This window comes from Bacillus sp. NPDC094064 (assembly GCF_050279585.1).
In the GTDB taxonomy this organism is placed as follows: domain Bacteria; phylum Bacillota; class Bacilli; order Bacillales; family Bacillaceae_G; genus Bacillus_A.
Genome location: NZ_JBNNUI010000004.1, coordinates 330,364 through 355,448, shown reverse-complemented (window position 1 = coordinate 355,448; position 25,085 = coordinate 330,364). Strand labels below are relative to the sequence as shown.

Sequence of the window (25,085 nt, the reverse complement as noted above, 5' to 3'; positions counted from 1 at the left end):
CTTATTCACTCCAAGTTGCGTTAAAACGATATCCAAGTCCACGTACTGTTTCAATAGAGTTCTCAATACCAAGCTCATTAAACTTCTTACGAAGACGCGTAATATTTACGTTTAATGTATTTTCTTCCACGAAGCTTTCATCGTCCCAAAGCGCAGCTAATAAATCTTCACGGCTTGCTGTACGCGGGAATTTAGATAATAACATTTCAGCTAAAATTGCCTCTTTCTTCGTTAAAAGAACTTGTTCAGATCCGAAGTGAATTTCAGGGCGTTCTGGGAAGAGTTTTAAGCCTTCTACTTCAACGATACGCTCAGAAATGTTTGGTGCATAATCACCGTAAATACGGCGTAATTGTCCTTTAATTTTCGCCATTACAACGTCATAGTGGAACGGTTTTGTAATGTAATCATCAGCACCGCTTTCAATCGCCATAATTTGTTCCATCTCACCAGCACGCGCGGAAATGAAAATAATTGGACAAGTAGATTCATGACGAATTTGACGGCACCAGTAGAAACCATCGAATTTCGGTAAGTTTACATCCAGTAAAACAAGATGTGGTTTCACAGCGTTAAACGATTCCATAATATCATCGAAATTCTCCGCTACAACAGCTTCATAACCGTACTTTTGAATGTGAGATTGCAGTAATGATGAAATATTTGGATCGTCTTCAACGATTAAAATTTTGTACATATGTATATTCCTCCTAAAAAAACAATTGTAGCTATAGTGTATCATGTGTTTCAAGTCTTTTCATTATGTTGAAATATAAGCTAGTAAACAGTATAGGTCAAAAGTGTGAAAAGTAAAAAGGGCGCTGGATGTGATTGACAGATGTTAGTAATCGGTTTAATATTTAGATAAATATCTAAATGTCTAATTAGTGAAAGGAAGAAAGACATTGAATCAAGCATTCAAAGCATTAGCAGATCCAACAAGGCGAAAAATTTTAGACTTATTAAAAGAAGGTGATTTAACCGCTGGTGAAATCGCTGAACATTTCAATATGACAAAACCAAGTATTTCACACCATTTAAACGCACTTAAAAATGCTGAACTTATTCAAGATGAGAAGAAAGGGCAATTTGTTTTGTATTCTTTAAACACGACTGTTTTTCAGGATGTATTGAATTGGGTGTTTACGTTTACGAATAAGGGGGAAGAGGGGAAATGAAAAAACATCTTTTTGCAATTATATTAATTCTTATAACTTGTATCGCATGGGCGTTTGCTTGGCCACATTTGCCGGATACAATCGCGACACATTGGAGTGGTGGTAAGGTAGATGGTTATTCATCTAAACTTTACGGAATGATTTCTATGGTTGGAATTATGATTGTTTTATATATTTTTCTAAACGTGTTACCAAAGATTGATCCAAGGAAAGCAAATTACGAGAAATTTTCTAAAGCTTTTATGATGATGAATAACGGGATACTGCTACTACTATTTGTAGGGAATATAGATATTATTACAAGTGGACTCGGATATAACTTATTCATTAATCGTGTACCGGAATTATTAGTGGGTGTTTTGTTTATAGTAATAGGAAATTATTTACCACAATGCAAGCCTAACTTTTTCGTCGGGATGCGTAATCCTTGGACATTAAGTAATGAAGAAGTATGGAGAAAGACACATCGATTTAGCGGGAAAGTATTTGTGGCTTTGGGACTTATTATGATTATAAGTGTTTTCGCTCCGGCTGATTGGAGATCTTATATGATGCTTGGGATTATAGTAGTTGCTGTCATTATAACGAATTTATATTCTTACGTTTTATATAAAAAAGAAGTACAACTGTGAGCTATATTCGTCAAATTTTATAGTTATAGTTTCTAGGCTTTAAGAGATTTAAATACTCAGTGGAGATAACAAAGGCCACTGAGTAAATTTTTTATCAAGAGGTCTGAAAATTCAGTCAAAAAACAGATGGTTTGGAGGAAATCACATGTTAGAAATTGTGAATTTTAGCAAGACATACAAAGGTGGTAAGAAAGCAGTAGATCATTTAAATATTACTGTGCAAGCAGGAGATATCTTTGGATTTATCGGACATAACGGCGCGGGGAAAAGTACAACAATTAAGTCATTAGTAGGAGTTATCGAGTTTGAAGAGGGTGAAATTTTTGTTGATGGCCATTCAGTAAAAAAGGATCCAATTGCATGTAAGAGAGTAATGGCGTATATTCCTGATAATCCAGATTTGTATGAGCAATTAACAGGAATTCAATATTTGAACTTTGTTGCGGATGTATTTAAAGTGTCTGCGAAGGATCGGGAAGAACAGATACAGAAATATGGGGATGCCTTTGAGATTACACCTTATTTAGGAGACTTAATATCTTCTTATTCACACGGTATGAAACAAAAAGTAGCGATTATATCGGCGGTTTTGCATAAACCGAAATTATTAGTTTTAGATGAACCTTTCGTTGGTCTTGATCCAAAGGCAGCCGTAGTATTGAAAGGTATTATGAAAGAGCTTTGTGAAAAAGGAAGTGCGATTTTCTTTTCTACGCACGTTTTAGATGTAGCTGAGAAGTTATGTAATAAAATAGCGATGATTAATAGAGGGAAATTAGCACTTTCAGGGGAAGTGAATTCTTTAATAAAGGAAGGCTCATTAGAAGAGCTCTTTATGAAGGAGCTTGCTAATGAATACTAATAGTTTAGGTCTTTTGAAAATCCGGTTGATAACGCAGCTCGGTTTAAACACTTTTAAATACGAAAAAGATAAGAAAAAGAGGCAGAATAAAATTTTACTGACAGCATCTATTGCCTTAGCTGGTGTCCTGTTCATGTTATATTGCGGAGCCTCGGCATATGGATTGGTGAAACTAGGAATGAGTGAAATTATTCCAGTCTATGCACTAGTTATTAGCAGTGTATTAACGTTGTTTTTCACTATATTTAAGGCAAATGGAGAAATTTTTGCTTTTAAGGATTACGATTTTTTAATGTCATTACCGATTCGTGTAAGTACGGTTATCGCAAGTAGATTTTTGTATTTATACTTGCTGAATACACTCTTCTCAATCATAATCATGCTACCAATGGGAGTTGTGTATGGCATCTATGAGAATCCATCATTTTCTTTTTACTTTATGTGGTTCATCAGTATGTTTATAGCATCTTTAATTCCAACCACAATAGCAGCGATTTTTGGAGCTGTGATTACGGCAATCGCTTCTAAATTTAAAAATACGAATAAAATAACTACGATTTTAAGTTTTATAGTAATTATTACATTCGGCTTCTTTATGCTAAAAAACGGAAATGCTCAATATAGCCTTACTGATATGAACGGAATTGGTGCGATTGTTTCGGAGCAATTAACGAAAGTGTATCCATTAGCTAACATGTTTCAAAAAGCAATTGTTCATGCTGATATTGTAGCTTTCATCCTATTCGTTGGGATATCAGTTATTTGGTATTATCTTTTTATAAAAATACTTTCGTTTAAATATAAGCAAATAAACACAGGAATTTCCACTTATCATATGCTTTCAAATTATAAGATTAATAGTATGAGAAAAGAAAGTGTATTGGTCGCATTGTATAAAAAAGAACTGAAGCGTTTCTTCTCTTCTACAGTGTATGTCATAAATAGTGGAATGGGAGTCGTGATGGCGATAGCTTTCTCGCTGGCTATAGTTGTAGTAGGGCCAAGTCAATTAATAGCGTATCCTGGAATTGAGTCGATTTTGCAAAAGATTGCGCCATTTACTATTGCAGCAGCGATTTCGATGACATGTACAACATGTGTGTCATTGTCTTTAGAAGGAAAAAATGTATGGATTATTAAGTCATTGCCTATAGCGCCAAAGATGATTTATGACAGTAAAATTCTTATGAATCTTTCATTAAGTATACCTGCATCACTTATTAGTGCTGTATTACTAATAATAGGGTTAAAATTAGATGTTTGGAGTTCTTTTTTAATCATAATAACACCGATAACATATTCAGTATTTTCGGCAGTATGGGGGATTTTTATTAATAATCGATTTGGTTATTATGATTGGGTATCAGAAACGCAAGTAGTAAAACAAAGTGTAGGATCATTTGTTGGTATGTTTGGTGGCTTAATTGTGGCTGTTATACCTGCCTTATTAATCGGTACGGCTGCTATCTCGAACTACAGAGTATTTACTTTTTTAGTTGTTATAGTGCTTGCGATTATTACTATTTTCTTGTATAAGAACGAGTCGAGAAGAAGTATAAAATAAGAAGCTGCTTTTCCTTTAAAGAGGAAGAGCAGCTTCTTTATTTTGAAACAGTTTAGCCCTGTATATTACTTTTTCAAAACAGGTACCCATATCTCGCTTTTGAAATTCGGCGAGGATACGTCTTTACTTTCATTCCACAATATTTCCGGTCCTTCTGCTAGTTCATAATTCGAAGAAGGGAACCATTCGGAATAAATACGCCCCCATACATTTTGCAGTGCATCAGGAAATGGACCGACCGCTTCAAATATAGCCCACGTTGAAGCTGCAACTTCCAGTTGTGCGAATTGCTCTGGACAATCCTTTGTTGTGGCTACTCCAATGTAGTGATCAAGTTCGCCTTTTTCCTCCATTCTTCCTTCAGAGAAATTAGTAGAGGCACTAATGATTCCGTTTGGTTCCACATTTGAAAGTGACTTTAATGTTTGAATAGCCCCCGGATCTAAACTTTTCCACATCGAAGCAATTTCTTCATTTACACCGTTAAATACAATCGGTACTCGTTTTGTAATGCCTATAATTCGAAATGGTTCTTTTTCTTCAATTCGATAATTCATTTCATGTCCTCCTTGAATCGATAATTGGAAGGTCATTGGGGAATATGCTTTCAAAGAATGACTACTATTTCGGGCCTCTGAAGGTGTTATGCCGTGTAAGTTTTGAAAGGCACGAGAGAATGAATCTGGTGAGTTGTAGCCATATTTAATAGCGACATCAATGACCTTTACATTGCTGTTTTTTAGTTCAAAGGCAGCGAGAGTAAGACGTCTACAGCGAATATAATCAGATAGTGATATGCCAGCTAGAAATGAAAACATCCTTTTAAAGTGATATTCAGAGCAGAGAGCTAGCCTCGCAACTTCTTTAAAATCAATTTCATCTGTCAGGTTGTCTTCAATATATTGCATTGCTGCATTCATATTTTTAAGTGAATCCATACTATGACCTCCTCTGTACATAGAATAGCAGGAACGAAATAGCCCCATCCGACATTTCGTGCACAACTTTGTAGGTAGTTTTTTCACCTTACAAAAATGTAATGTTCCTGTAAGGAGAATGAATGGATGGTATGTTATCCCAATGTTATAGTAACAAAGTACTTTCATTCATGAGGTTAAATTTTGATGTCTTTACTTATGCGCCTTACATAACTGTCATGTTTGTGTAAGAAACATCGATAGTGGCAAGGGTAGAGAGTGTATATAGTTGAAAATAGAGAATAGAAGAAATGAGGGATGTCGAGATGAAAACAGTGTTAGAAGCAAAAAATATTAAAAAAGTATATGACACAGGTGGAAATAAATTTGAAGCGTTAAAAGGTATTAACTTACAAGTAAAAGAAGGAGAGTTCGTTGGAATTATGGGACCTTCTGGTTCTGGTAAGACGACTCTTTTAAATGTTCTTTCTACAATTGATAATGCGACGGACGGTGAAATTTTAATTGATGGAAAAGATATCGTGAAGATGAATGATGATAAGTTAGCGTTGTTCCGCCGCGATCATTTAGGTTTCATTTTCCAAGATTATAACTTATTAGATACGTTAACGGTGAAAGAGAATATTGCTTTACCACTTGCGTTATCGAAAGTAAAGGCAAATGAGATTGATCGCCGCGTTCTTGAAATCTCAAAGAAATTTGGCATTGATCATATTTTAAGTCAGTTCCCATATCAAGTATCTGGTGGACAGAAGCAAAGATGCGCGGCATCGCGTGCGATTGTTACAAATCCAAGTATGATTTTCGGGGACGAGCCGACTGGAGCGCTTGATTCTAAATCTGCAACAGATTTACTTGAAAGTATGAAGTCGTTAAATGAATATGATAACTCAACAATTTTAATGGTAACGCACGATGCATTTGCAGCAAGTTATTGTAAACGAGTTATTTTCATTAAAGATGGTGAGTTATATAAAGAATTGCACCGCGGCGAATTAACACGTAAACAGTTCTTCCAACAAGTCGTTGACGTAATGTCTTCTATTTCTGGAGGTATGGCTGATGACCTTATCTAGCATTGCCCTCCGCAACATACAGCGGAATTTTAAAGACTACTTTGTATATTTTGCATCTATGATTTTTAGTATTGTAATTTATTTTACATTTAAAGCACTGCAGTACAATTCCCAAATGGAAAAAGCAGCGGAAGCTTCTAAAAAAATTAGTGGCGCATTCCAAGTTTCAAGTGTCATGCTTATCATTTTCGTAGCAGTGTTTATTATATATTCAAACGGATTCTTTACACGTAAACGTAAAAAAGAAGTTGGATTATATTCTTTACTAGGTATTCGTAAAAGACAAATTGGTAAAATGCTTTTTTATGAAAATATGTTAATGGGGTTAATGTCTTTAATTATCGGGATTGCGATTGGAAGCGTCCTTTCAAAATTATTCCTTGAGTTATTAGTAAGCATGATGGGACTAAACTTAAATGTTCATTTTGAAGTACCGATGGGTGCAATTATTGATACAGCAATTATTTTCTTTGTGATTATTTTATATACATCACTTCAAGGATATCGTTTAATTTATCGCTTTAAGTTAATTGAACTTTTCCGTGCAGAACGCGAAGGGGAAGCAATGCCAAAGGGATCAGTCGTTATGGCATTAATTTCATTGTTCTTAATCGGTTCAGGTTATTTCTTAGCGTTAATGTATGTGAAGGCACTTAAGTATGCAGACTTTATGGCAGTCGCACTTTACATTTTGCTGGCGACAGTATTAGGTACGTACTTACTATTTATGTTCTTTACAGTATTCGTATTAAAGCGTGCACGAAATAATAAATCGTCGTTTTATAACGGTATGAATATGGTAACAACGTCACAGTTACTATATCGTATTAAAGGAAATGCAAAGTCACTTGCGACAATTTCTATTTTAAGCGCGGTAACATTAACAGCGGTTGGTACGTCAGTTACGATGTATTACAACACATTTACGCAATCAAAAGCATTCACGCCGTACAGTTATTCTTATGAGAAAAAAGATGCAGCACTTGATAAGAAAGTAAATGCGATTTTTGCAGAAGAGAAGAAAGATCACCCGATCAAAGATCAATTTGAAATTGAGACAGTTCCTGTAAAAGGGAAGTTTGAAGGAGATAAAGTTGATTTCATTCTTAATATGAACTATACGATTTCAGAGAAATATCAGTTTATGTCTCAGTCGGAATTTAACAAACTCGCTAAAAAAATCGATGCGGAAACAGTGAATGTAGCTACTGGTGAAGCATTTATATATGATAGTTCGTATATTGAAGGGCATGAGTTTAGTCCTCACTATAAAGGAAATAAAGTGGTATTCCAAATTGGAGACGAAACGAAGCAATTAAAAATTCAAGGTGCAAATGACGTTGCGATTACAAACTTAGGAGAATTAGTTGTTGTCGTTTCAGATGAAATGTATGAACAAGCGAAGCAAACATTTGGAACACGCGTTGTAAAAAATATTGATGTAAAAGATGAAAAAGATAGTAAAGTGTTAACAGAAAAATTAACAAAAGTGATGCCAGCTGGTGAATCAGAAATGGTACCATCGTTTAGAGATTTCTATACTGGTTTCCATATGGGGCTTGAAGGAACAGGATTAATGATGTTTATTGGAATGTTCTTAGGTCTTGTATTCTTATTAGCAACAGGTTCTATCATTTACTTCAAGCAATTAACGGAAGCAAATGCTGACCGTGAGCGTTACGTTGTACTTCGTAAAGTCGGAGTAACGAAACAAGAAATGAAAAAGGCTATCGCAAAACAAGTAAGCTTTATCTTTGCAATCCCGTTAGTAGTCGGAATTCTGCATAGCTTATTTGCACTAAAGGGTTTAGCAAACTTATTACCATTTGAAATTATGATCCCGCTCCTAATTAGTATCGGGGTATACAGTATTATTTATATTGGATATTACTTCATAACAGTTCGTTCGTATCATAAGATTGTGAGTGCGAAGTAATAGGGGATAACCGTAAGAAGCTAAAGAGCCATTTACCTAATTTTTTATGAGGTAAATGGCTTTTTGTTTTTGTATATAAGTGCGACAGACATACTTAACGCGCATCAATTATGTCTATAAGACTAAAAGCATGTTTATGACCAAAGATATCTATGCATATTACAGTACGTTTTAAAGGATGTATTTCCAATACGGTCATGTACATTGTAGGAAAATAACCATTTTTATAATACGTGATCAATACTTCTACTTCTGAAATGAAGGAGCGCAATAAAGTGTCTTCAATTCTTTCTCTATCATCGTATGGTGATACTTCTCGTATGTCTTTCATGTCAGTATATTTTTTAGACATAATATTTACTTATTCTTACTTTTTATAAAAAGATTGCATATATTTACGGATTCATTTACTTAGGTGTTGTATAACAATAGACGTATTGATGGTGGCTTCCATAAAAGTTTTCTTTTATATCTATTATACCAAATAAACAAATGCAAAAGAGGTATTTATATCCAAAACTACTCCCTAATTATTAGTTGAAATAATCGAGTTGTTATTTCATGGTAAAGTATAGAAAAAGGGGGCGGGAGGTATGCTACTTATTGTTAGCCTTATATTAATTGGGATTATGTGTAGTATGAGAATAGTGTCCTTACATATGATAGAACGACAAATAATAGTGGAGCGATATGTATATTGCTCAAAATGTGATGCGAAAATTAGAAGAGGAAACTCTGCTCCTTTTTGTTCGAAGGGTAATTTAATATTTTAAAGAAGATAAAAAGGCCACAACGAACATATTTCAGTTCGTTGTGGCCTTTTTTGAATGAAGAATAATAACAAATTTCTATGTTCCACTGATAATTTCTACAGTTATCTCTATTGAAATTCCAGCGTCACCTGAACAAGTATGGCAATTAATTGGAGGTTTTGATGCACTTCCAGATTGGTTACCATATATCCCTAGCAGTAAAGTAACTGAAGGCGGACGTTTACGTCATTTGGCCAATCCTGATGGTGATGCGATCTTAGAGCGTTTAGAAGCATTTAATGAGAAAGAGCGCTACTACACATATTCAATTATGCAAGCGCCATTCCCTGTGACGAATTATTTATCTACAATCCGTGTTAAAGAAGGTAAAGATGCTAACACATCATTATTATTTATGTTCTAAAATATGTTCAACCTCATGCACACTTAATTTACTTGCCTTAGCAATCGTTTCAATTGGCATACCAAGATCATACATGCTTTTAATCATTTGCATTCTTCCCTGTTGAACGCCTTCTTTTCGACCTTTTTCCATGCCTTTTTCCATGCCCTTTTCCATGCCTCTTTCCATGCCTCTTTTCATTCCTTCTTTTTCTGCGTGGGCGAATTTTGCAGCCTCATCCATTAAAACCTTTTCTCTTGCGTCATAGGCTTGTCGGAAAGAGGAATCTTGACTCATACGTTCCCACTTGTTTATTGCTTTTTGTAAAATAGGATCTCGATTCATAGCAATGTCCTCCAATGTTTTAGTTAAGTGCTCATCCTCATTTGCTGAAAGTAATAAAAGCCAACGAGCAAATGGATCCTTCCACGGATTGACTTTTTCTTCATGCCATTGTTCTGTTAACTTTGGAATTTCTACAATGTGTATTTCTATGTCGTCACTCAGGAGTTTTTGTTGTTGTGTATTCCATAATGTGCCCGCTGTATGAAATTCTTTGTGATCTGAAAACATTATGAAGTTCAATAAATTAATGGTGATGGTTTTATGAAGCGAACTGTAGGGCATCCCTTTTTGTAATTGAGATGTGTATAATTTTCCCCAATAATATAAACTGCGTTTCATCATATCGTGATTATTATTAAGTTGTATTTCTACATTTACTTTTGTTCCCGTGTTTAACGTAGCTGAAATGTCTAGAATTGATAACTTATCCTCTTCATATTCCCGGTGTAAATGTGGATCTTCTAGTTGTAGAGAAGCGATAGGCGATTCTAAAGACTCTTGTAACATAGCGTTTAAAAATGTAATTAGGATATCTTCACTACCATTCGTACCAAACAATTGTTTAAATGCAAAATCAATGCGTAAATTAACTAACTGTTGGTTGAACAAAGTTTGTCCTCTCCCTTATATCAAGGTGCTTCTTTCCTTCATTTTACCTAAAAATAACTAGGGCATGCAAATAGACCATTCTGCTATTTTTAAGTAGTATTATTAGAATTTCACAGGCAAGTGTGGCTATGTTATACTCTAGTGAATTTGAAAAGTTTATATAGAGGTGAAGATGATACAGATGCAAAAAGATATTTTGAAACTATTAGATAAAAAGCAAAGTAACTATGAATTTCCTGCCTTTGATAATGAAGATATGGATATTTCGCAAGTGAAATTCTCTCTTTTCTTTAAAGATAATAAAGATTGGTTAATGGTGTTTCAGGTTGTCGGTGTAGGATCATTAGGCATATGTAATGATATTCAAATATATGGTGATGGGGTGGATCATTTAATTGGTGATGATGGCATTTTGCAATTAAATGATGGTGATGATGAATTATTTGATGATGAAGGTGAATTTATACCGGATATTCATAAAGGCATTGTGAAAATTCGGGATCATCATTTTGAATATGAATTTACAGAAGAAGATTATGTGAATCATGGAATAGAAGTACAAACGACAGAGTCTTATCCAACATATTTCATGCGTATGCTTGCTACTTATGAAGAAGCTCGAAAATTAGTATGGTGGGATAAAGAAGAAATTTTAGAAGAGTGCGGTTTAGAAGGTGATTGGGAAGTAGCGTATGAAACGGAAGAGTGGAAACACGTTGAAGAAGAGAAAGTAAGTGAAAATGAATTTTTCCAATCAGTAGCTGCTGCAATAGAGAAGAAAGATCCAAGTGTTATTGTGAATAAGGATTGTAATACGCATTGGAAAAATTGGGTGGAGTTTGATTATGAAAACTCATATTAAAAATGAAAGCGTAGATTAAAATACCTTTCTAATAAAAAAGACGAGCTAACATGTTAAAACTTTAGCTCGTCTTTTTGTATTACACAACCGCAGGATTATAAACCATCGTAAAGTGTCCTTGTAATAATTCAATATGACAAGGCGTATGCAGCGAACTTTCTCCATCTGTATCTACTTCTTTTTCTTCTTCTGTTTCAATATGAATGGATTTCGCTTTTACGTGGAAGATGTCATTTTCATTTGAGTCTTCAAATAGTTTCTTTCCGATATAATCTTTAAATGCTTGAATGCCTGTTGATTTGACTACGAAAATATCAAGTGTTCCGTCGTCACATTTTACGTTCGGAATAAAGGATGGGATACCGCCAAGATATTCACCGTTTCCAACCATAACAAGGACAGCTTCGTCTTCATATACTTGTTCGTCGTAAGTGATTTTTACTGGGAATGTTTCAGCATTTTTGACAGTTCGAATGGTGCTTAAGTAGTAACCGATTTTACCAAGCTTTGCTTTTTCTTCTGCATCAATATTGTTTGATACTTCAGATACGAGTCCAATGCCCCAGAAGTTTAAGAAATGTTGGCCGTTTGCTTTTGCGACATCAACTGGTTTTACATGCCCTTTTGTAATGAGTTTTGCTGCTTCTGCAATATTTTGCGGAACGCCGAGTGTGCGAGAGAAGTCGTTGCAAGTTCCGCCTGGAATGATTGCCAGTGTAGGTCTAGCTTCAAGCGGTGCTAAGCCGTTTGTGCATTCAAATACAGTTCCGTCACCACCAAAGACGATAATTAAATCTACTTTACTAGCAAACTCTTGGCAATATTTTGTTGCATCACCTTGCTTTTTCGTATGAAGGATATGTAGGTTAGGAAAAGCTGCGGCAAGAGGTGGTACGATTTTCGCTAAATTTGTATGTAAGTCACCTTGCCCGGCTTTCGGATTTACGATGAGGAGTACTTTTTCAAATTTTGTCTTTGTCATTTTTCATCTCTCCCTGTAGTTTGTAATAGAAAGAAAGGAGCTGTTCCGGTGTATTTCAGAACAGCCCCTTCCTATTAATAGGGTGCTAAGATTGTCAATTATTGTCGGTAAGTCGATATATTTAAAAAATCGCCGATATAATTTAAGTTACGGTCGATATATGTAAAGAATCGCCGATATAAATTTCATGTACTATCAATTTTTTAAAAGCTAAACAATTACTCTGTTACAACTGAAGCGATAAACGGTAAGTTACGATATTTTTCTGCACAGTCGATACCGTATCCAACGATGAACTCATCTGGAATTTGGAAGCCAACGTATTCAGCTGTTAAATCAACTTTACGACGTTCTGGCTTATCAAGTAACGTACAGAATTTGAGTGCCTTTGGTTTATGCATAAAGAAGTGATCTTTTAAGAAGTGAAGCGTTAAACCAGAATCGATAATATCTTCTACGACAATTACGTTTTTCCCAGTAATGTTTACGTCGATATCTTTTAGTAGTTTCACTTTTCCTGTTGTTTCTGTTTGATTTCCGTAGCTAGATGCAGAGATGAAATCAATTGTTACATCATTTTTAATGTGACGAATTAAATCAGCAGCAAATACGAATGAACCTTTTAATACTGCGATGACTACGATTTCTTCTCCTTCAAAGTCACGCTCGATTTGAAGTGCTAGTTCTTTTACTTTTGTTTGTAATTGTTCTTCAGAAATTAAAGTGTCTTTTATTTCAATATTCATTGGAATCCTCCTACAGTGTAAAACTTGTGAACATTTCGACTGTAAAGGATAGAATAGAAAAAGTCAAAGAGGATAGTAATTTTTCACGAAAACAACGACAAAATCATCTGATGATATGATATACTAATCACAGAAGGAAAACGTTTCCAAAAAGGGTGATTATGATGAAGAAGAAGCAGTACACAAGTGTAACATTTATAAAGGCATTACTTTTAACAATTGTTCTTGGTCTGTTGGCTTATATAATTGATGTACCTGCAATTCGCATTTCACTCATTGGAATGACGCTAGTATTAGGTGCAATTTCCCATGGCATGATGTCGCAGCTGCAAGAAGCTGGACTTGATAATATGAAAAATCATATAGATAAAGAGTGAGAAACCTTCATGTATATATAATGAAGGTTTTTTCTTTTCTTACAAAAATGTAAGGTAGTTGTAAGGCAAATCGATAGTTGCATAGTAGTGTTTTGGATAAACTATGGGTGTAAGGTAAAAGGCAAGCATATTTTAGGTAAATGAAGTTTTAGGCACTCTATATGTGAAGAAGGAGTAGGAGGGCATGGAGAAACGTTGGACAACCTTTTCTTTTTTAGCGACTAGTAACACCGTAATGCTAGCTGGAGAAATGGATTTTTTGCACTTGTTTGATCAAGAAGAAGATCATTCTTCTCCCAAATTTACAATGAAATGGCGTAAATGGAGCGAAAGTTGTAGATTGGAAGAAGAGGCCCCTAACGAAGAGCAAAGAATTATTTTAACAAATCCTATTAAAGCGTGGGTTGTTCAACGTCGCAAGTGTAACGTCAAAAATCACTTCAAGAAAACTGAGCCGAGACAATTAGTTATCGCTCCGGCCCATTCTACTTCTGAATCACGCGAAAGTAACATGTAAATATTGAGACACACACCCGAAAAAACATCGTATAGATTACGATGTTTTTTCTTTTTTTACAATGAAATCTTTAAATGAACTATATTTCATCTGCATCTTATATTTATATCTCTTGTTTATTCTAGTGATACATCCGATGTGAAGTGATGTAAAACGTATAAGAGGAGAAGGATAAAATGAAAAAGAAACTATTACCAATCTGTGCAATGGCACTTTTAACAGTAGGATATTCATCAGTAGCAAGCGCAGATACTGGCACAGTAACAAAGGAAGAAGCGACGCAACTGCAGCAAGATAAAGCTAAAAAAGAAGCCGCGATTAAGGAACAGCAAAAAAATGATGTAGCGAAAAAGCAAGCCGCCCAAGTACAAGAAAAAAGTGATATGGCAAAAAAAGAAGAAGCGATAAAAGCCGAACAAAAAAATGCTACCGCTAAAAAAGAAGTAGCAAAGCCAGTTGTACAAGGTGAAAAATTACCAAACACAGCATCAAATAATGTCGCAATGATGGGTTTAAGTGGCTCTCTTATAGCGATAGGTACATTATTTGGTTGGAATCGTCGTAATAAAGTTAAGGCGTAATTAAAATATTGTCCTATAAAGAATGGGATAATTTCATATATTAAAAATGGTAGGTTATTCCTACCATTTTTTGCATGGAGGGATGAAACATGAAGTTACGCAATTATATCGGTATCATATTGATGGCTATAGGGCTATTCATGGGATCGTATTACACTTTGGAATGGTATAGAGGAAAAAGCTCTGCTCAACAATTAACGACAGAAGAAATAAAGAACCTTGAAAATATACAACATAATCAACTTTCTCATGAAGCGCCTGTAACTTCCCAAGTGCCTTCTTCTCAAACAGAACATAAAGAAGGAGAAAAGGTAGCGATGTTAAATATACCGAAAATAAAGAAGAGGTTTTCTATATATTGGGAAGCGAATGATGTGACTTTGAAAAAAGGAGTTGGTATGTTCGTTAGTGATTTAACGACAACGCCATCTGGAGGAGGACATACTGTACTTAGTGGGCATCGAGATACTGTATTTACAGATTTAGGAGAGTTAAAAGAAAAGGATACCCTTATGTTAGAGTATGATAATAAAAATTACACATATGAAATTCAGAAAATATGGATTACCCGTGCGGATGATCGTACTGTTATTATAAAAAAAGAAGAACCAATATTAACACTGACAACTTGCTATCCATTTGATTATATAGGTGATGCACCAGATAGATATATTATCGAGGCGAAGCTAACTGCTAGTTATTCAAAATAAAATTGTAGTTTCTGAAAGCGGGAGGGGGATACATAAGTTATGTCAAAAAACATTTTAATTGTGGAAGATGAAGATATATTGCGTGAAATATTAAAAGACTATTTTTTAAGTGAGCAATATGTAGTGTTTGAAGCAAGAGATGGGAAAGAAGCTTTAGTTGTATTTGAGGAAGAAGAGGTTGATTTAGTTATTCTAGATATAATGTTGCCGGAACTTGATGGGTGGTCCGTTTGCCGAAGAATCCGTAAGACATCCGAGGTTCCTATTATTATGCTGACGGCACGTGTAGATGAAGATGATACATTACTTGGATTTGAACTTGGAGCAGATGATTATGTGACGAAGCCGTATAGCCCGCCAATTTTATTAGCAAGAGCGAAAAGGCTATTAGAAAGCAGAAAAGTGACAAAGCAACTTTTAGAGAATGAAGATGATACATTATCAATCCATGGTATTCACGTCCATTTCCCGTCGCGTACGGTTACTGTAGATAGAGCAGACATTAATTTAACACATACTGAATTTGAAATATTAGCGTATTTTATGAAAAATCAAGGGATTGTTTTAACGAGAGAGCAACTCATTTCAAGAATTTGGGGATATGAATTCGCTGGCGATGATCGAACGGTTAATAGCCATATTCGTAATTTGCGAAATAAATTAGGAGAGAAAGCAAAGTACATTACAACTGTAGTACGAACGGGATATAAATTTGAGGGGAATGTATGAGAAAAGGGATTGTACTAAAATTATTTACTCTTACGACAGCATTATGCATGCTAATTTTAGTGACAATATTTATTGGACAAACGATATTTTTTAAACAATATTATGCGAATCGAAAAGTAGAAGATATTAAAGTGAATTTAAATTCCTTTGAGAAAAATTATTTGAATGACGCAGGAAATAAAGAAGAAGTTCAGAAACTGGAGCAAGACTTTTTAAGAGAAAATAATACGTGGATTACGACATTAGATCAGAATGGGAATTTAAAGCATGCAGATGATTTTTATTTTGAGGTAACGATAGATCGTAGGCAACAAAAGAGCTTTGGACAACAAATATTCAAAATGCCCTTATATAATCTCGTCAATATAGAGGAGATTGATAATAAATCATCAGAGCAGTTTTTAGGCCAAGAAATTTATTTTTCTGGATTGAAAAAAGAAGATAGTTTTATTCCATTCTCTTTCTCGTTATCTAAGCAGAATTTAAGCGGCTCGAATAAACCGTTAGAAAAAGCATTTAAGGAGAAAAAGAAGCCGGCCGTTCAGGAGCAAGCTGCTCAAGCACCAGATGTTTACATAGGAGGACGTGTTACGAAAGTACAGTTTCCAGATATAAAAGGCTCCGTAAATCCAATTTATAAAAATACTTTATTCTTAGATAGTATAAAAGAATTTCAAACGGATGTATTACTAAAAGAGAGTAACCAAATAGAGTATTCAACAAAGACAATGGATTATGAAAAGAATGATATAAAATATAAATTATTAATGAAACCGATAAAAGAAAAAGATGGCTCCGTAACGTATATATATGCGATGGCTTCCTTACAGCCTGTAGATGAAGCTGTACAAATGGTGCAAGATTATTATATCTACATTATTGCATTTGTAGTCGTTCTCATTTTTCTAGCTTCGTTTTATTACTCAAAACAAATCGCAAAACCGTTATTAAAAATAAATGATACAACGAAGAAAATAGCACATTTAGATTTTACAGAAAAAATACCGATTACTTCAAAAGATGAAATTGGTGATTTATCGAAAAATATTAATACGCTATCGAATAAACTCCATTCCCATATTGGACAGCTAGAACAAGATATTGAAAAGGAAAGAAAGTTAGAAAAGACGCGGAAAGAATTTATTTCTGGTGTTTCACATGAATTAAAAACACCGCTGAGTATTATGAAAAGCTGTATTTCTATTTTAAAAGATGGGGTAGCTGAACATAAAAAAGAATACTATTTTCAAGCGATGGAACGAGAAGTAGACAAAATGGATACGTTAATTTTGGATATGCTTGAGTTAGCTAAATTTGAGTCAGGTACATACAAAATGAAAAAGGATTCATTTTATATTGATACAGTAATTGAAGATATATGTGAATACCTTTCTGTGGACATAGAAAAAAAAGAACTTTGTGTTCATAAAAATATACGTTCATTTGAAGTGATAGCAAATCAAGGTCGGATTGAACAAGTCATCGTAAATTTCATTACGAATGCAATTCGTTATACACCAAATAAAGAGGATATTATTATTTCTACAATAGATGAGAAGGATCGCATAAAAGTATGTATTGAAAATACAGGTACTCACATTGAAGAAGAACAATTAGATAAAATTTGGGATCGTTTTTATCGTGTGGATGTAGCTCGTCAGCGTTCACAAGGTGGAACGGGGCTTGGTCTTGCCATTTCGAAGAATATTTTAGAACTACACGATGCTGAATATGGGGTAAAGAATACAGGGGATGGTGTGTTATTTTACTTCTATTTACCGAAAAAGGCGTAGACAATATGATCTACGCTTTTTTTATTTATTTTTATATTATCTTTATCTAATCTTTATTTTTAAAGGGTATAATTTAGTTAGAAAATGAGGTTGTGTAAGGAGTCGATAAACCGTGCATAGCAAGTGGCTAAGTATAATGGTATTTATTTTCTTTTGCGCATTTATTGTATTTTTAATTGATATTACGATATGAAAGAAGAGCGCTAATTAAGCGCTCTTCTTTGATGTATTCATTTGAGAAGCACCGATGCTTTTGAATAAGCGTGGTGAAGTTCTAAATAAAAGGAGTAGTAATACTGTACATAAAGCGAAAGAACCAATCATTGTACTACCGTTTACAATTAATGAATATAGCACAGCAGATTGACCTTTTGGTGCATATTGTCCCCAGAAAATAATACCGGCGATAAAGTGACAGAAGTAGCGAGCGAAACTACCGACAAATGTGGCAAGAATAATGTAAACAAGTGCGTTCTTTTTTTTGTTTTGTTTTGATGCGGGTTTATCTTTACGGCTACCCAAACTGGATTGGTCTTCGTTAGATACTGCAAGTGCTTTTTGAATTGGACGATAGAATAAACCAGCAAATCCGATAAAAGCAAAGGCAATGAAGTATTCAATGAATGCTTGAATAGGTGTTAAAATGTAAGCATCACCTACAACAATTTGTAATAGTCCCCAAATTAAGCCTCCTAAGAAAGCCATTTTGAAGCCCCAGCGGTATGCGATAATAAAAATAGGAATCATTGCAAATGAAATGGAACCACCTGTTGGAAGTTTAAGTGATAGTGGTAAAATGTCGATAATCATGGCGAAGGCTGCAAGAATAGCAGATTCGATCATCGCTTGTAAATTGGTGTTACGCATGTTGTCTCCCCCTAAATCCAAGTTATACAAAAAAGAATAGATATCATAGGAGGATACGAAATACGTAAATAAAAAAGAGGTATGTATTTCGGACGTTTGCACAATCCCTGCGTTAGCATTAACTAACAGGTTCGAAGGGTCGGAACGAAGTGTTCCCTCTCAGCGGCATGGCTCCCCCTGTAATAACGAGATTCTTTATTTGCTATTGTTTATTGTAAGCGAAATGGATGAGAATGGCAAATGAATCTAGTATGACAATTATTGAAATATAATTGTATTGAAATGTTAATAAATATGAAGCAAAAAGGTATAGTCCAAATGAAATAGAGTATGCTATAATTTTCTTGAAAATAATTATCATTCTCTTCTGAGGGGGAAGGTTATGAGTTTAGTAGATATTAAGATTGGTGAGAAAGTGTTAGTAAAAAGTATTCAGTCGTTAGATCAGTTATTAAAAAGAAGACTGGCTGCTTTTGGTCTTTCTGAAGGAAGCGAGCTTCGTATAAAGCAGAAAGCGATGTTTAAAGGTCCTTGTACATTGGAGTGTCGTGGGCAGTTAATTAGTATTCGTCATTGTGACGCGAAAATGATAAAGGTGGAATTAGCGTGAATAAGGTAGCTTTGCTAGGGAATCCGAATACAGGGAAAACATCATTATTTAATGCGCTTACTGGTTCTTATGAGTATGTAGGAAATTGGAGCGGTGTAACAGTAGAAAAAAAGGTTGGTAAATTAAAAGATAAGCAAGGAACATTAATTGATTTACCAGGCGTCTATGATTTAAATCCAGTTTCACGTGATGAAGGTGTCGTTACGAATTTTCTACTAACAGACGAATTTCATCATATGTTAAATATTGTGGATTCTTCGCAATTTGAGCGAAATATGCATTTAACGTTGCAATTACTTGAGTTTGGTAAGCCGGTTTCAATTGGTTTAAATATGGTTGATGTGGCGAAGCAAAGAGGAATTGTTATTGATGTAAAACGATTATCAGAAATATTAGGTGTAACAGTCGTTCCTGTCATCGCAAGAACCGGAAAAGGCTGTGAAGAATTACTTACGACTCTTAAAGAGAATGGCAAAAAAGAGAAAGAACCATTCATTATTTCATATGGTGTACAAATGGATGAAGGAATTGGAGAAGTAATTGCTCTTTTAGAGACAGCGAATTATGAGCATCCGAGATGGTTAGCCCTTCAATTTCTAAGCAATAACGAAGTAGTAGAAAAAGAAATGAAAGCACTACCAATTTATAAGGAACTTGTAGCCGTTCGATCTCGCTTAGAAGGAAAACTTGATTGTACGTTGGAGGAGCACATTTACAAAACTCGTGAAGCGTATATTGAAAAGTTAAAAACAAATGTTATGAAGCATGAGAAAGAAGGGAAAATTCCTTTTTCGGAAAAAATCGATAAGTTAATTACACATAAAATTTTAGGACTTCCAATCTTTTTAGCAGTTATGTTTTTTATTTTTCAGGTTACGTTTACGTGGATTGGGACACCGTTATCTGATATGTTAGATGGCTTTTTTGGTGGGCAGCTTACGGATTGGGTAACGGCTGGACTTACAAGTGTTGGTGCCTCTGATTTTATTCAAGCACTCGTTACAGAAGGTATTATCGCCGGCGTTGGTGCTGTGTTAGTATTCGTGCCACAAATCTTTGCACTATTCTTTTTCATTTCATTATTAGAAGACTCAGGATATATGGCGCGAATTGCAGTTGTTATGGATAGAATTATGGAGTTCTTTGGCTTAAACGGTAAAGCTTTTATTCCGATGATTATCGGTTTTGGATGTAACGTTCCAGGTATTATGGCGGCAAGAACAATTGAACAGGAGAAAGAGCGTTTACTTACAATTTTAGTAACACCATTTATGTCTTGTTCAGCACGTTTACCTGTATATGCATTATTTGCAGGAGTATTCTTCCCTAATAGTCAGGCGACTGTTGTATTTTCTTTATATGTTGCAGGGATTGTTCTGGCATTACTCGTTACAAAAATTATGTCTCTTACGATTTTGAAAGCGGAAAAATCTATTTTCGTAATTGAATTACCTCCTTACCGTGTGCCGCAAGCGAAAACGTTATGGCTGAGCACATGGGAGAAAGGGAAAGGATTTGTTCGTAAAGCTGGTACATTCATTTTCGGTGGTTCTGTTGTCATTTGGTTATTAAACTATGCAGGTCCATCAGGATTTGGTGTTGATATGGGCGACAGTTATTTAGCGATGATTGGTGGATTTATCGCACCATTATTTGCACCGCTCGGCTTTGGAACGTGGCAAGCTGGGGCATCCCTTTTAACAGGATTTTTAGCGAAAGAAGTTGTCGTTTCAACAATGGCGATTATTTATGCGGTGAAAGAAGATGTGCTAGGAAATGTAATGGGGGCACATTATACGGCATTATCAGCGTACGCATTTATGTTCTTTGTTTTATTATATGTTCCATGCTTAGCGACAGTAGCTGTTATTAAACGTGAAACGGGATCAGCGAAATGGACGATTTTCTCTGTCGTTTATCCATTAGTTGTTGCTTATGTATTAACGCTCATTATATACCAAGTTGGATCCTTACTCGGATTCTAGAAGGAGATGTATTAAGGTGATGGTCAATATTATAATTGGAGCTATCATTTTTGGTTATGCAGCATATACGCTAGTGAATTTTGTAAAGAGAAGTAAAAAAGGAAAATGCGCAGCATGTTCTTTAAATAAGTCATGTCAGTCACAAACGTGTAGTCCGGATATGGAGCAAATTGCTCACAAATAGAAAAGAGCTTTGCGATTTCGCAAAGCTTTTTTTCTATTATTTTTTAATTTTTACAAGTTGAGAAGCTTCTACTCCGTTGTAACCAGGGAATTCTTTACTTGGGTCTTTATCGAATTTTAATACACCTACAGATTTTTCATCACCTTTTACATTGCTGTAAGTTGCGTCATCAACAATTGCGTACATATCTGTATATGCGCGGCCACTTCCGATAATTGTGTTGCCTTCATATTTTAATTTCGCACCATCAAGTGTAGTATTTTCAACTTTCTCTTTTGCAAATAATACACCTTGTTCTGTCGTTACAGCGGGTAATTTATCAAGTGGTTTCGTGTTGTCATTTTCATCCACTTTGCTAAGTAACTCTTTTTTTACGAGTTCTTCACCAGTTTTTTTATCCATTACAAGAACTTTTTTACCATCTAATGTTGTCATTTTCATTTTATAGAAGTCTTTTTCTTTCACTTCTTTTTTGTTTTTATCTGTAATTTGCTGAACCTGCTCTTCTGATCCGTACAGTACAAAGCCGTTCGCTTTATCTCCTAATAAAGAACAACCTGATAATGCTCCAAGTGAAATTGCTGCCGCTAATCCGATACCTACTAATTTTTTCATGATGATTTCTCCTTTTTGTCTGTTATATAGAAAATACAATTTTTGTATTAGTACTTACATATGGAGAAGCTTGTTTGCTGCTTCTGGTATTAGTGTATAAGAAATATGGAAACGTAACTATCGAGTTAGCTTACAGTAACATTACAATAATGTAATTTAGAGAAAGTACGTGAAATAAGTTAATTCTAAGGATAAATAATGAGAATATATTAGGAATACAATATTATATATGGAATGTCATATTATATTAGATATATTTTGGAAATAACATGTAAGGACATCTTTGTTTTGTTATAATGAACACATAGGCTGTAAAAATGAATATTCTTTACTGTAAAGGAAGATTTTTACGTTTTCCAAGTAGTGAATTTGAAATATGAGGTATATCATAGGAGGAATTCGGATGTCTGTATTTAAACGATTACGAGATTTAACAATGTCAAATGTGTATTCATTAATTGAAAAAGCGGAAGATCCAGTTAAGATGACGGATCAATATTTACGTGATATGCAAGCGGATGTACAAGAAGCTGAGAAAAGTGTAGCAGCTCAAATCGCACTTGAGAAGAAATTTAAATTATTATTTGAAGAGCAAGAAGCACTTGTGAAAAAACGTGAAGAACAAGCTCATATGGCTGTTCAAGCTAGTAACTTAGACCTTGCGCGCCGTGCACTAGAAGAAAAACAAAACGCAGAGCAAAAGATGAATGAGTATAAAGCAAGCTATGAGCAAAACAAAGCTGCTGCTGATAATCTTCGTGCGAAGTTAGAAGAAATGCGTAAGCAATTAACGGAGCTGAAAAATAAACGTGAAACACTTGTAGCGCGTGTAAATGCAGCGAAAGCACAAAAGAATATTAATCAGGCGATGTCTGGATTTGATTCGAATTCAGCAAAAGCTGGTTTAAGCCGTATGGAAGAGAAAGCTCTTCAATTAGAGGCTGAAGCAGAAGCAAGCGGTGAAGTTTATAAAAAAGAAAAATCATTAGATGATGAATTCGCAAGCTTAAACAAGAATTCTGCTGTTGACGATGAATTAGCTCGTATTATGAAGCAGTATGAGAAATAATATAGAATAGAGACAAATGAACCGACATGTCTAAATACATTCATGTCGGTTTTCTATTACAGTTAGAGGAGGTTTTGCAATGTCGTGGATGAATGTAGTAGCCATGCTTGTATGGACTGGAGCGAGTGCAGCACTTTTATTTGCAATTATGTGGGTTGATTCGATTTTTACAAAATACAATGATTTAAAAGAAATAAAAAATGGGAATACCGCTGTAGCAACTCGTTTCGTCATGAAATTATTTGCGCAAGGGTACATTTTATCTCAATCGATTACGAAAGCAAATGACTTATGGCAGGCGCTTCTTGCTTCAGCAGTTTCTTTCGTCATTTTATTAGTAGTCGAAATGTTTATTGAATTTGTATTAAAGAAAATGGCTGGTCTTGATTTAGAAGAAGGTACGAAAGAAGGCAGTGTTGCGCATGCGATGTTAGCTGGATCCTTACATATTGTTGGGGCACTTATTTTAGGTGCTTGTTTATAAAGAGAAAAGGAGGGGTAGATCATGAGTTTATTTAAACGTATTAAAAATATAATGAAAAGCCCAGAGCCGCCGAAGCCAGAAAAGAGTCTTTTAACGTTAGCTCCTGGCGATATGATTGAAGTTTCGTTAGTCATGTATGAGTTAACGGGGAAAACGAGTATGCATTCTCGCAAGGAAATTGTTTTAACGTTGCAGGACGGGAAAGATATTCGTTATTTAAAAATTGAAGATCGTGAAAATACGTATTACAAATTATATACGCCAATTGATGGTCGTTTAGATTCAATTGATGAAATTCCGACGACAATTGAAATGGATGATATGGAGTACCATATGGAAGAACAATATAACGGACGTGTTGTTGTGATGGGGAAAACACCATTTTCTGCTTCAGAGGAACAGTACGTGTGGGAATTCCAATCTGATAACCGAAAATTATTACGTATTGAATGGCAAAATGGTCGCACAATGATGTATGAGGGAGAAGCAATTATTCCTGCTGATGTACAAATTATAAGAGCAACGTAAGGGGGCGTAATCATGTCAAACCGATTGTTTACCATGATTAAATCGTTTGTGATCCCTATACTTGCTATCGTTACATTACTTGTTGTTGCTGGTTATGCCTTATCAGGTTGTCAAGGCGGGCAGACAAAGTCAATTCAAGACCGTTATCCACTCGAGTCTGTCGCAAAGGAAGGTAAACAAGAATCTTACGTGTATAGGGCCGCCAATCGGTCAGTTCCTGAAGTCGCGAAGGAACTTATAGCCGAAAGGAAACCGAAGCAAGCATCCAAAGAAGACGAAAATCAAATGTTTCTCGTTTATTCGGATAAAATGTATAACCTTCAAAAGGATAAAGAGAAACCGTCTGATACGTTAATTGAAGTAAGTAATGAAGAATTTGTCCGTCAAAATTACCAACCGTCCTTCCTGCAAGGATATCTTATGGGAAGTATATTAAACGATATATTCGGTTCAAAAAAATCATCATCTGGTGATTACCGCGGATATAATGACAGACAAAATCATAAACCAGTTATACCGGAAAGGCCACCTACGAAAGAAGAAAAGAAAACCCCGCCTCCAATTACGAAGGAAGGGAAAGGATCTATCATTAAGCGAGGCGATAATGTAGATTCGAAATCTTCTGTAGGAGATACAGGAAGTATTACGAAAAAAGGAAGTAACACGCCTCCGCCTTCTACTGGAAGCAAAGGGAAAATCACGAAAAATCCAGGTGGGTCAAGCGGATCAGATGTGAAGCCGAAATCATCTATTAAAACGCCGCCAAAGAATACATCTCCCCCGAAAACAAGGGTTGGTGGTTCAGGGAAAGTTACGAAGAGAAGATAGTATAGAGACCGAGAAGTGGGATTTACTTTTCGGTCTTTTTCGTTATGGGAATTAATTCCTTGTAGCTGGTACAATTAAGGCATAAGGAGGAGATTGTTATGACTATGTATAAAAGATTTAGTGTAATTATGTTCCTCGTCTTATTCCTCAGTTTGTTTATTAGTACAACGATGAGATTTCACTTTTTAGTAGGTATTCTATGGATATTATGTACATGTACTCTCTTTCTATATATTCCGCTACGCTTTCAACAGGAAGTGCCTGCCTTTCAAAAATACGTAGCATGGATTAAAAGCGGGGGAAGATGGGGCGAGTAAAAATAT

General features: G+C 35.1%; 30 protein-coding genes, 1 pseudogene and 1 riboswitch. Of the genes and pseudogenes, 23 read left to right on the top strand and 8 right to left on the bottom strand.

Translation table 11 applies throughout. The annotated features are described in order from the left end of the window. Position 1: 1 nt before the first annotated feature. Positions 2-697 (bottom strand): response regulator transcription factor, encoded by a 696-nt coding sequence (locus tag ACQKNI_RS12415; RefSeq protein WP_000276738.1) that lies wholly within the window; start codon positions 695-697, stop codon positions 2-4. 208 nt (positions 698-905) lie between these two features. Here ACQKNI_RS12415 and ACQKNI_RS12410 point away from each other — a divergent pair, with 208 nt between their 5' ends. From ACQKNI_RS12410 to ACQKNI_RS12395, 4 genes are all read left to right on the top strand, one after another. Continuing rightward, positions 906-1,178 (top strand): autorepressor SdpR family transcription factor, encoded by a 273-nt coding sequence (locus ACQKNI_RS12410; RefSeq protein WP_088232881.1) that lies wholly within the window; start codon positions 906-908, stop codon positions 1,176-1,178. Next, positions 1,175-1,810, top strand: coding sequence for an SdpI family protein (locus ACQKNI_RS12405; protein ID WP_088232880.1), 636 nt, complete (start codon positions 1,175-1,177; stop codon positions 1,808-1,810). Before ACQKNI_RS12410 ends, ACQKNI_RS12405 begins: the two co-directional genes overlap by 4 nt. Before the next feature lie 145 nt (positions 1,811-1,955). Beyond that, positions 1,956-2,672, top strand: a complete 717-nt coding sequence (locus ACQKNI_RS12400) for an ABC transporter ATP-binding protein (protein WP_088232879.1) — start codon at positions 1,956-1,958, stop codon at positions 2,670-2,672. Next, on the top strand, positions 2,662-4,236 hold the full coding sequence (locus ACQKNI_RS12395; RefSeq protein WP_098356921.1) for a putative ABC transporter permease subunit: 1,575 nt from the start codon (positions 2,662-2,664) through the stop codon (positions 4,234-4,236). The genes ACQKNI_RS12400 and ACQKNI_RS12395 overlap by 11 nt, the downstream gene beginning before the upstream one ends. 65 nt (positions 4,237-4,301) lie before the next feature. On the opposite strand, the gene ACQKNI_RS12390 is transcribed toward ACQKNI_RS12395, so the two are convergent. Further along, entirely contained in the window at positions 4,302-5,174 is an 873-nt protein-coding gene (locus tag ACQKNI_RS12390) for an AraC family transcriptional regulator (protein WP_098253012.1), read from the bottom strand. 305 nt (positions 5,175-5,479) lie between these two features. Here ACQKNI_RS12390 and ACQKNI_RS12385 point away from each other — a divergent pair, with 305 nt between their 5' ends. Both ACQKNI_RS12385 and ACQKNI_RS12380 read left to right on the top strand, forming a co-directional pair. Further along, positions 5,480-6,250 (top strand): ABC transporter ATP-binding protein, encoded by a 771-nt coding sequence (locus tag ACQKNI_RS12385; RefSeq protein ID WP_000859663.1) that lies wholly within the window; start codon positions 5,480-5,482, stop codon positions 6,248-6,250. Then, positions 6,237-8,186, top strand: coding sequence for an ABC transporter permease (locus ACQKNI_RS12380; protein ID WP_427282408.1), 1,950 nt, complete (start codon positions 6,237-6,239; stop codon positions 8,184-8,186). The genes ACQKNI_RS12385 and ACQKNI_RS12380 overlap by 14 nt, the downstream gene beginning before the upstream one ends. Positions 8,187-8,280: 94 nt before the next feature. Here ACQKNI_RS12380 and ACQKNI_RS12375 read toward each other — a convergent pair whose 3' ends face one another. Next, positions 8,281-8,538: a YolD-like family protein gene (locus tag ACQKNI_RS12375; protein WP_249278341.1), complete on the bottom strand. Its 258-nt coding sequence runs from the start codon at positions 8,536-8,538 to the stop codon at positions 8,281-8,283. 241 nt (positions 8,539-8,779) lie between these two features. On the opposite strand from ACQKNI_RS12375, the gene ACQKNI_RS12370 reads away from it, so the two are divergent. Both ACQKNI_RS12370 and ACQKNI_RS12365 read left to right on the top strand, forming a co-directional pair. Further along, a complete protein-coding gene (locus ACQKNI_RS12370; protein ID WP_088232874.1) occupies positions 8,780-8,959 on the top strand; it encodes a hypothetical protein in 180 nt (59 codons plus the stop codon). An 88-nt stretch (positions 8,960-9,047) separates the two neighbouring features. Next, a pseudogene (locus ACQKNI_RS12365) lies at positions 9,048-9,350 on the top strand (SRPBCC family protein); the annotation flags it as partial. On the opposite strand, the gene ACQKNI_RS12360 reads toward ACQKNI_RS12365, so the two are convergent. Next, positions 9,348-10,295, bottom strand: coding sequence for an Rpn family recombination-promoting nuclease/putative transposase (locus ACQKNI_RS12360; RefSeq protein ID WP_098356923.1), 948 nt, complete (start codon positions 10,293-10,295; stop codon positions 9,348-9,350). The pseudogene ACQKNI_RS12365 and the gene ACQKNI_RS12360 overlap by 3 nt on opposite strands. A 181-nt stretch (positions 10,296-10,476) precedes the next feature. On the opposite strand from ACQKNI_RS12360, the gene ACQKNI_RS12355 reads away from it, so the two are divergent. Further along, a complete protein-coding gene (locus ACQKNI_RS12355) occupies positions 10,477-11,157 on the top strand; it encodes a DUF7003 family protein (RefSeq protein ID WP_087966622.1) in 681 nt (226 codons plus the stop codon). A gap of 79 nt (positions 11,158-11,236) precedes the next feature. On the opposite strand, the gene ACQKNI_RS12350 is transcribed toward ACQKNI_RS12355, so the two are convergent. Both ACQKNI_RS12350 and hpt read right to left on the bottom strand, forming a co-directional pair. Next, positions 11,237-12,139, bottom strand: coding sequence for a diacylglycerol/lipid kinase family protein (locus ACQKNI_RS12350; RefSeq protein ID WP_088232872.1), 903 nt, complete (start codon positions 12,137-12,139; stop codon positions 11,237-11,239). 218 nt (positions 12,140-12,357) lie between these two features. Further along, entirely contained in the window at positions 12,358-12,885 is a 528-nt protein-coding gene (gene hpt / locus ACQKNI_RS12345) for a hypoxanthine phosphoribosyltransferase (RefSeq protein WP_088232871.1), read from the bottom strand. A 161-nt stretch (positions 12,886-13,046) separates the two neighbouring features. Between hpt and ACQKNI_RS12340 the strand changes: the two genes are divergently transcribed. From ACQKNI_RS12340 to ACQKNI_RS12315, 6 genes are all read left to right on the top strand, one after another. Continuing rightward, positions 13,047-13,262 carry a hypothetical protein gene (locus ACQKNI_RS12340; RefSeq protein WP_098253009.1) on the top strand — a complete coding sequence of 72 codons (216 nt, stop codon included), beginning with the start codon at positions 13,047-13,049 and terminating at the stop codon, positions 13,260-13,262. Between the two features lie 184 nt (positions 13,263-13,446). Continuing rightward, the gene (locus ACQKNI_RS12335; protein WP_088232869.1) at positions 13,447-13,779 is read left to right on the top strand and encodes a hypothetical protein; all 333 of its coding nucleotides are present in this window, start codon (positions 13,447-13,449) and stop codon (positions 13,777-13,779) included. A 176-nt stretch (positions 13,780-13,955) separates the two neighbouring features. Further along, entirely contained in the window at positions 13,956-14,360 is a 405-nt protein-coding gene (locus tag ACQKNI_RS12330) for an LPXTG cell wall anchor domain-containing protein (RefSeq protein ID WP_088232868.1), read from the top strand. Between the two features lie 89 nt (positions 14,361-14,449). Beyond that, positions 14,450-15,070, top strand: coding sequence for a class D sortase (locus ACQKNI_RS12325; RefSeq protein WP_088232867.1), 621 nt, complete (start codon positions 14,450-14,452; stop codon positions 15,068-15,070). A 39-nt stretch (positions 15,071-15,109) separates the two neighbouring features. Beyond that, positions 15,110-15,799, top strand: coding sequence for a response regulator transcription factor (locus ACQKNI_RS12320; RefSeq protein ID WP_098253007.1), 690 nt, complete (start codon positions 15,110-15,112; stop codon positions 15,797-15,799). Further along, entirely contained in the window at positions 15,796-17,592 is a 1,797-nt protein-coding gene (locus ACQKNI_RS12315) for a sensor histidine kinase (protein WP_088232865.1), read from the top strand. The genes ACQKNI_RS12320 and ACQKNI_RS12315 overlap by 4 nt, the downstream gene beginning before the upstream one ends. Positions 17,593-17,799: 207 nt before the next feature. On the opposite strand, the gene thiT is transcribed toward ACQKNI_RS12315, so the two are convergent. Next, positions 17,800-18,459 carry an energy-coupled thiamine transporter ThiT gene (gene thiT, locus ACQKNI_RS12310; RefSeq protein ID WP_088232864.1) on the bottom strand — a complete coding sequence of 220 codons (660 nt, stop codon included), beginning with the start codon at positions 18,457-18,459 and terminating at the stop codon, positions 17,800-17,802. Between the two features lie 86 nt (positions 18,460-18,545). Then, positions 18,546-18,647, bottom strand: a riboswitch (TPP riboswitch). Between the two features lie 194 nt (positions 18,648-18,841). Between thiT and ACQKNI_RS12305 the strand changes: the two genes are divergently transcribed. From ACQKNI_RS12305 to ACQKNI_RS12295, 3 genes are read left to right on the top strand one after another with little or no spacing between them, the layout of a single operon-like run. After that, positions 18,842-19,069 carry a FeoA family protein gene (locus ACQKNI_RS12305; protein WP_088232863.1) on the top strand — a complete coding sequence of 76 codons (228 nt, stop codon included), beginning with the start codon at positions 18,842-18,844 and terminating at the stop codon, positions 19,067-19,069. Next, entirely contained in the window at positions 19,066-21,054 is a 1,989-nt protein-coding gene (gene feoB, locus ACQKNI_RS12300) for a ferrous iron transport protein B (protein WP_088232862.1), read from the top strand. Before ACQKNI_RS12305 ends, feoB begins: the two co-directional genes overlap by 4 nt. 16 nt (positions 21,055-21,070) lie before the next feature. Further along, a complete protein-coding gene (locus ACQKNI_RS12295) occupies positions 21,071-21,238 on the top strand; it encodes a FeoB-associated Cys-rich membrane protein (RefSeq protein ID WP_000989597.1) in 168 nt (55 codons plus the stop codon). 36 nt (positions 21,239-21,274) lie between these two features. On the opposite strand, the gene ACQKNI_RS12290 is transcribed toward ACQKNI_RS12295, so the two are convergent. Next, the gene (locus tag ACQKNI_RS12290; RefSeq protein WP_088232861.1) at positions 21,275-21,853 is read right to left on the bottom strand and encodes a lipoprotein BA_5634 family protein; all 579 of its coding nucleotides are present in this window, start codon (positions 21,851-21,853) and stop codon (positions 21,275-21,277) included. A gap of 403 nt (positions 21,854-22,256) precedes the next feature. Between ACQKNI_RS12290 and ACQKNI_RS12285 the strand changes: the two genes are divergently transcribed. The 5 genes from ACQKNI_RS12285 (at position 22,257) to ACQKNI_RS12265 (ending at position 25,079) form a co-directional block, all read left to right on the top strand. Then, a complete protein-coding gene (locus ACQKNI_RS12285; protein WP_071710946.1) occupies positions 22,257-22,922 on the top strand; it encodes a PspA/IM30 family protein in 666 nt (221 codons plus the stop codon). A gap of 79 nt (positions 22,923-23,001) precedes the next feature. Further along, the gene (locus tag ACQKNI_RS12280; RefSeq protein ID WP_088232860.1) at positions 23,002-23,406 is read left to right on the top strand and encodes a DUF350 domain-containing protein; all 405 of its coding nucleotides are present in this window, start codon (positions 23,002-23,004) and stop codon (positions 23,404-23,406) included. Positions 23,407-23,427: 21 nt separating this feature from the next. Then, positions 23,428-23,934, top strand: a complete 507-nt coding sequence (locus tag ACQKNI_RS12275) for a DUF4178 domain-containing protein (RefSeq protein ID WP_088232859.1) — start codon at positions 23,428-23,430, stop codon at positions 23,932-23,934. 12 nt (positions 23,935-23,946) lie between these two features. Further along, a complete protein-coding gene (locus ACQKNI_RS12270; protein ID WP_088232858.1) occupies positions 23,947-24,762 on the top strand; it encodes a DUF4247 domain-containing protein in 816 nt (271 codons plus the stop codon). A gap of 98 nt (positions 24,763-24,860) precedes the next feature. After that, positions 24,861-25,079: a hypothetical protein gene (locus ACQKNI_RS12265; protein ID WP_088232857.1), complete on the top strand. Its 219-nt coding sequence runs from the start codon at positions 24,861-24,863 to the stop codon at positions 25,077-25,079. Positions 25,080-25,085 lie beyond the last annotated feature (6 nt).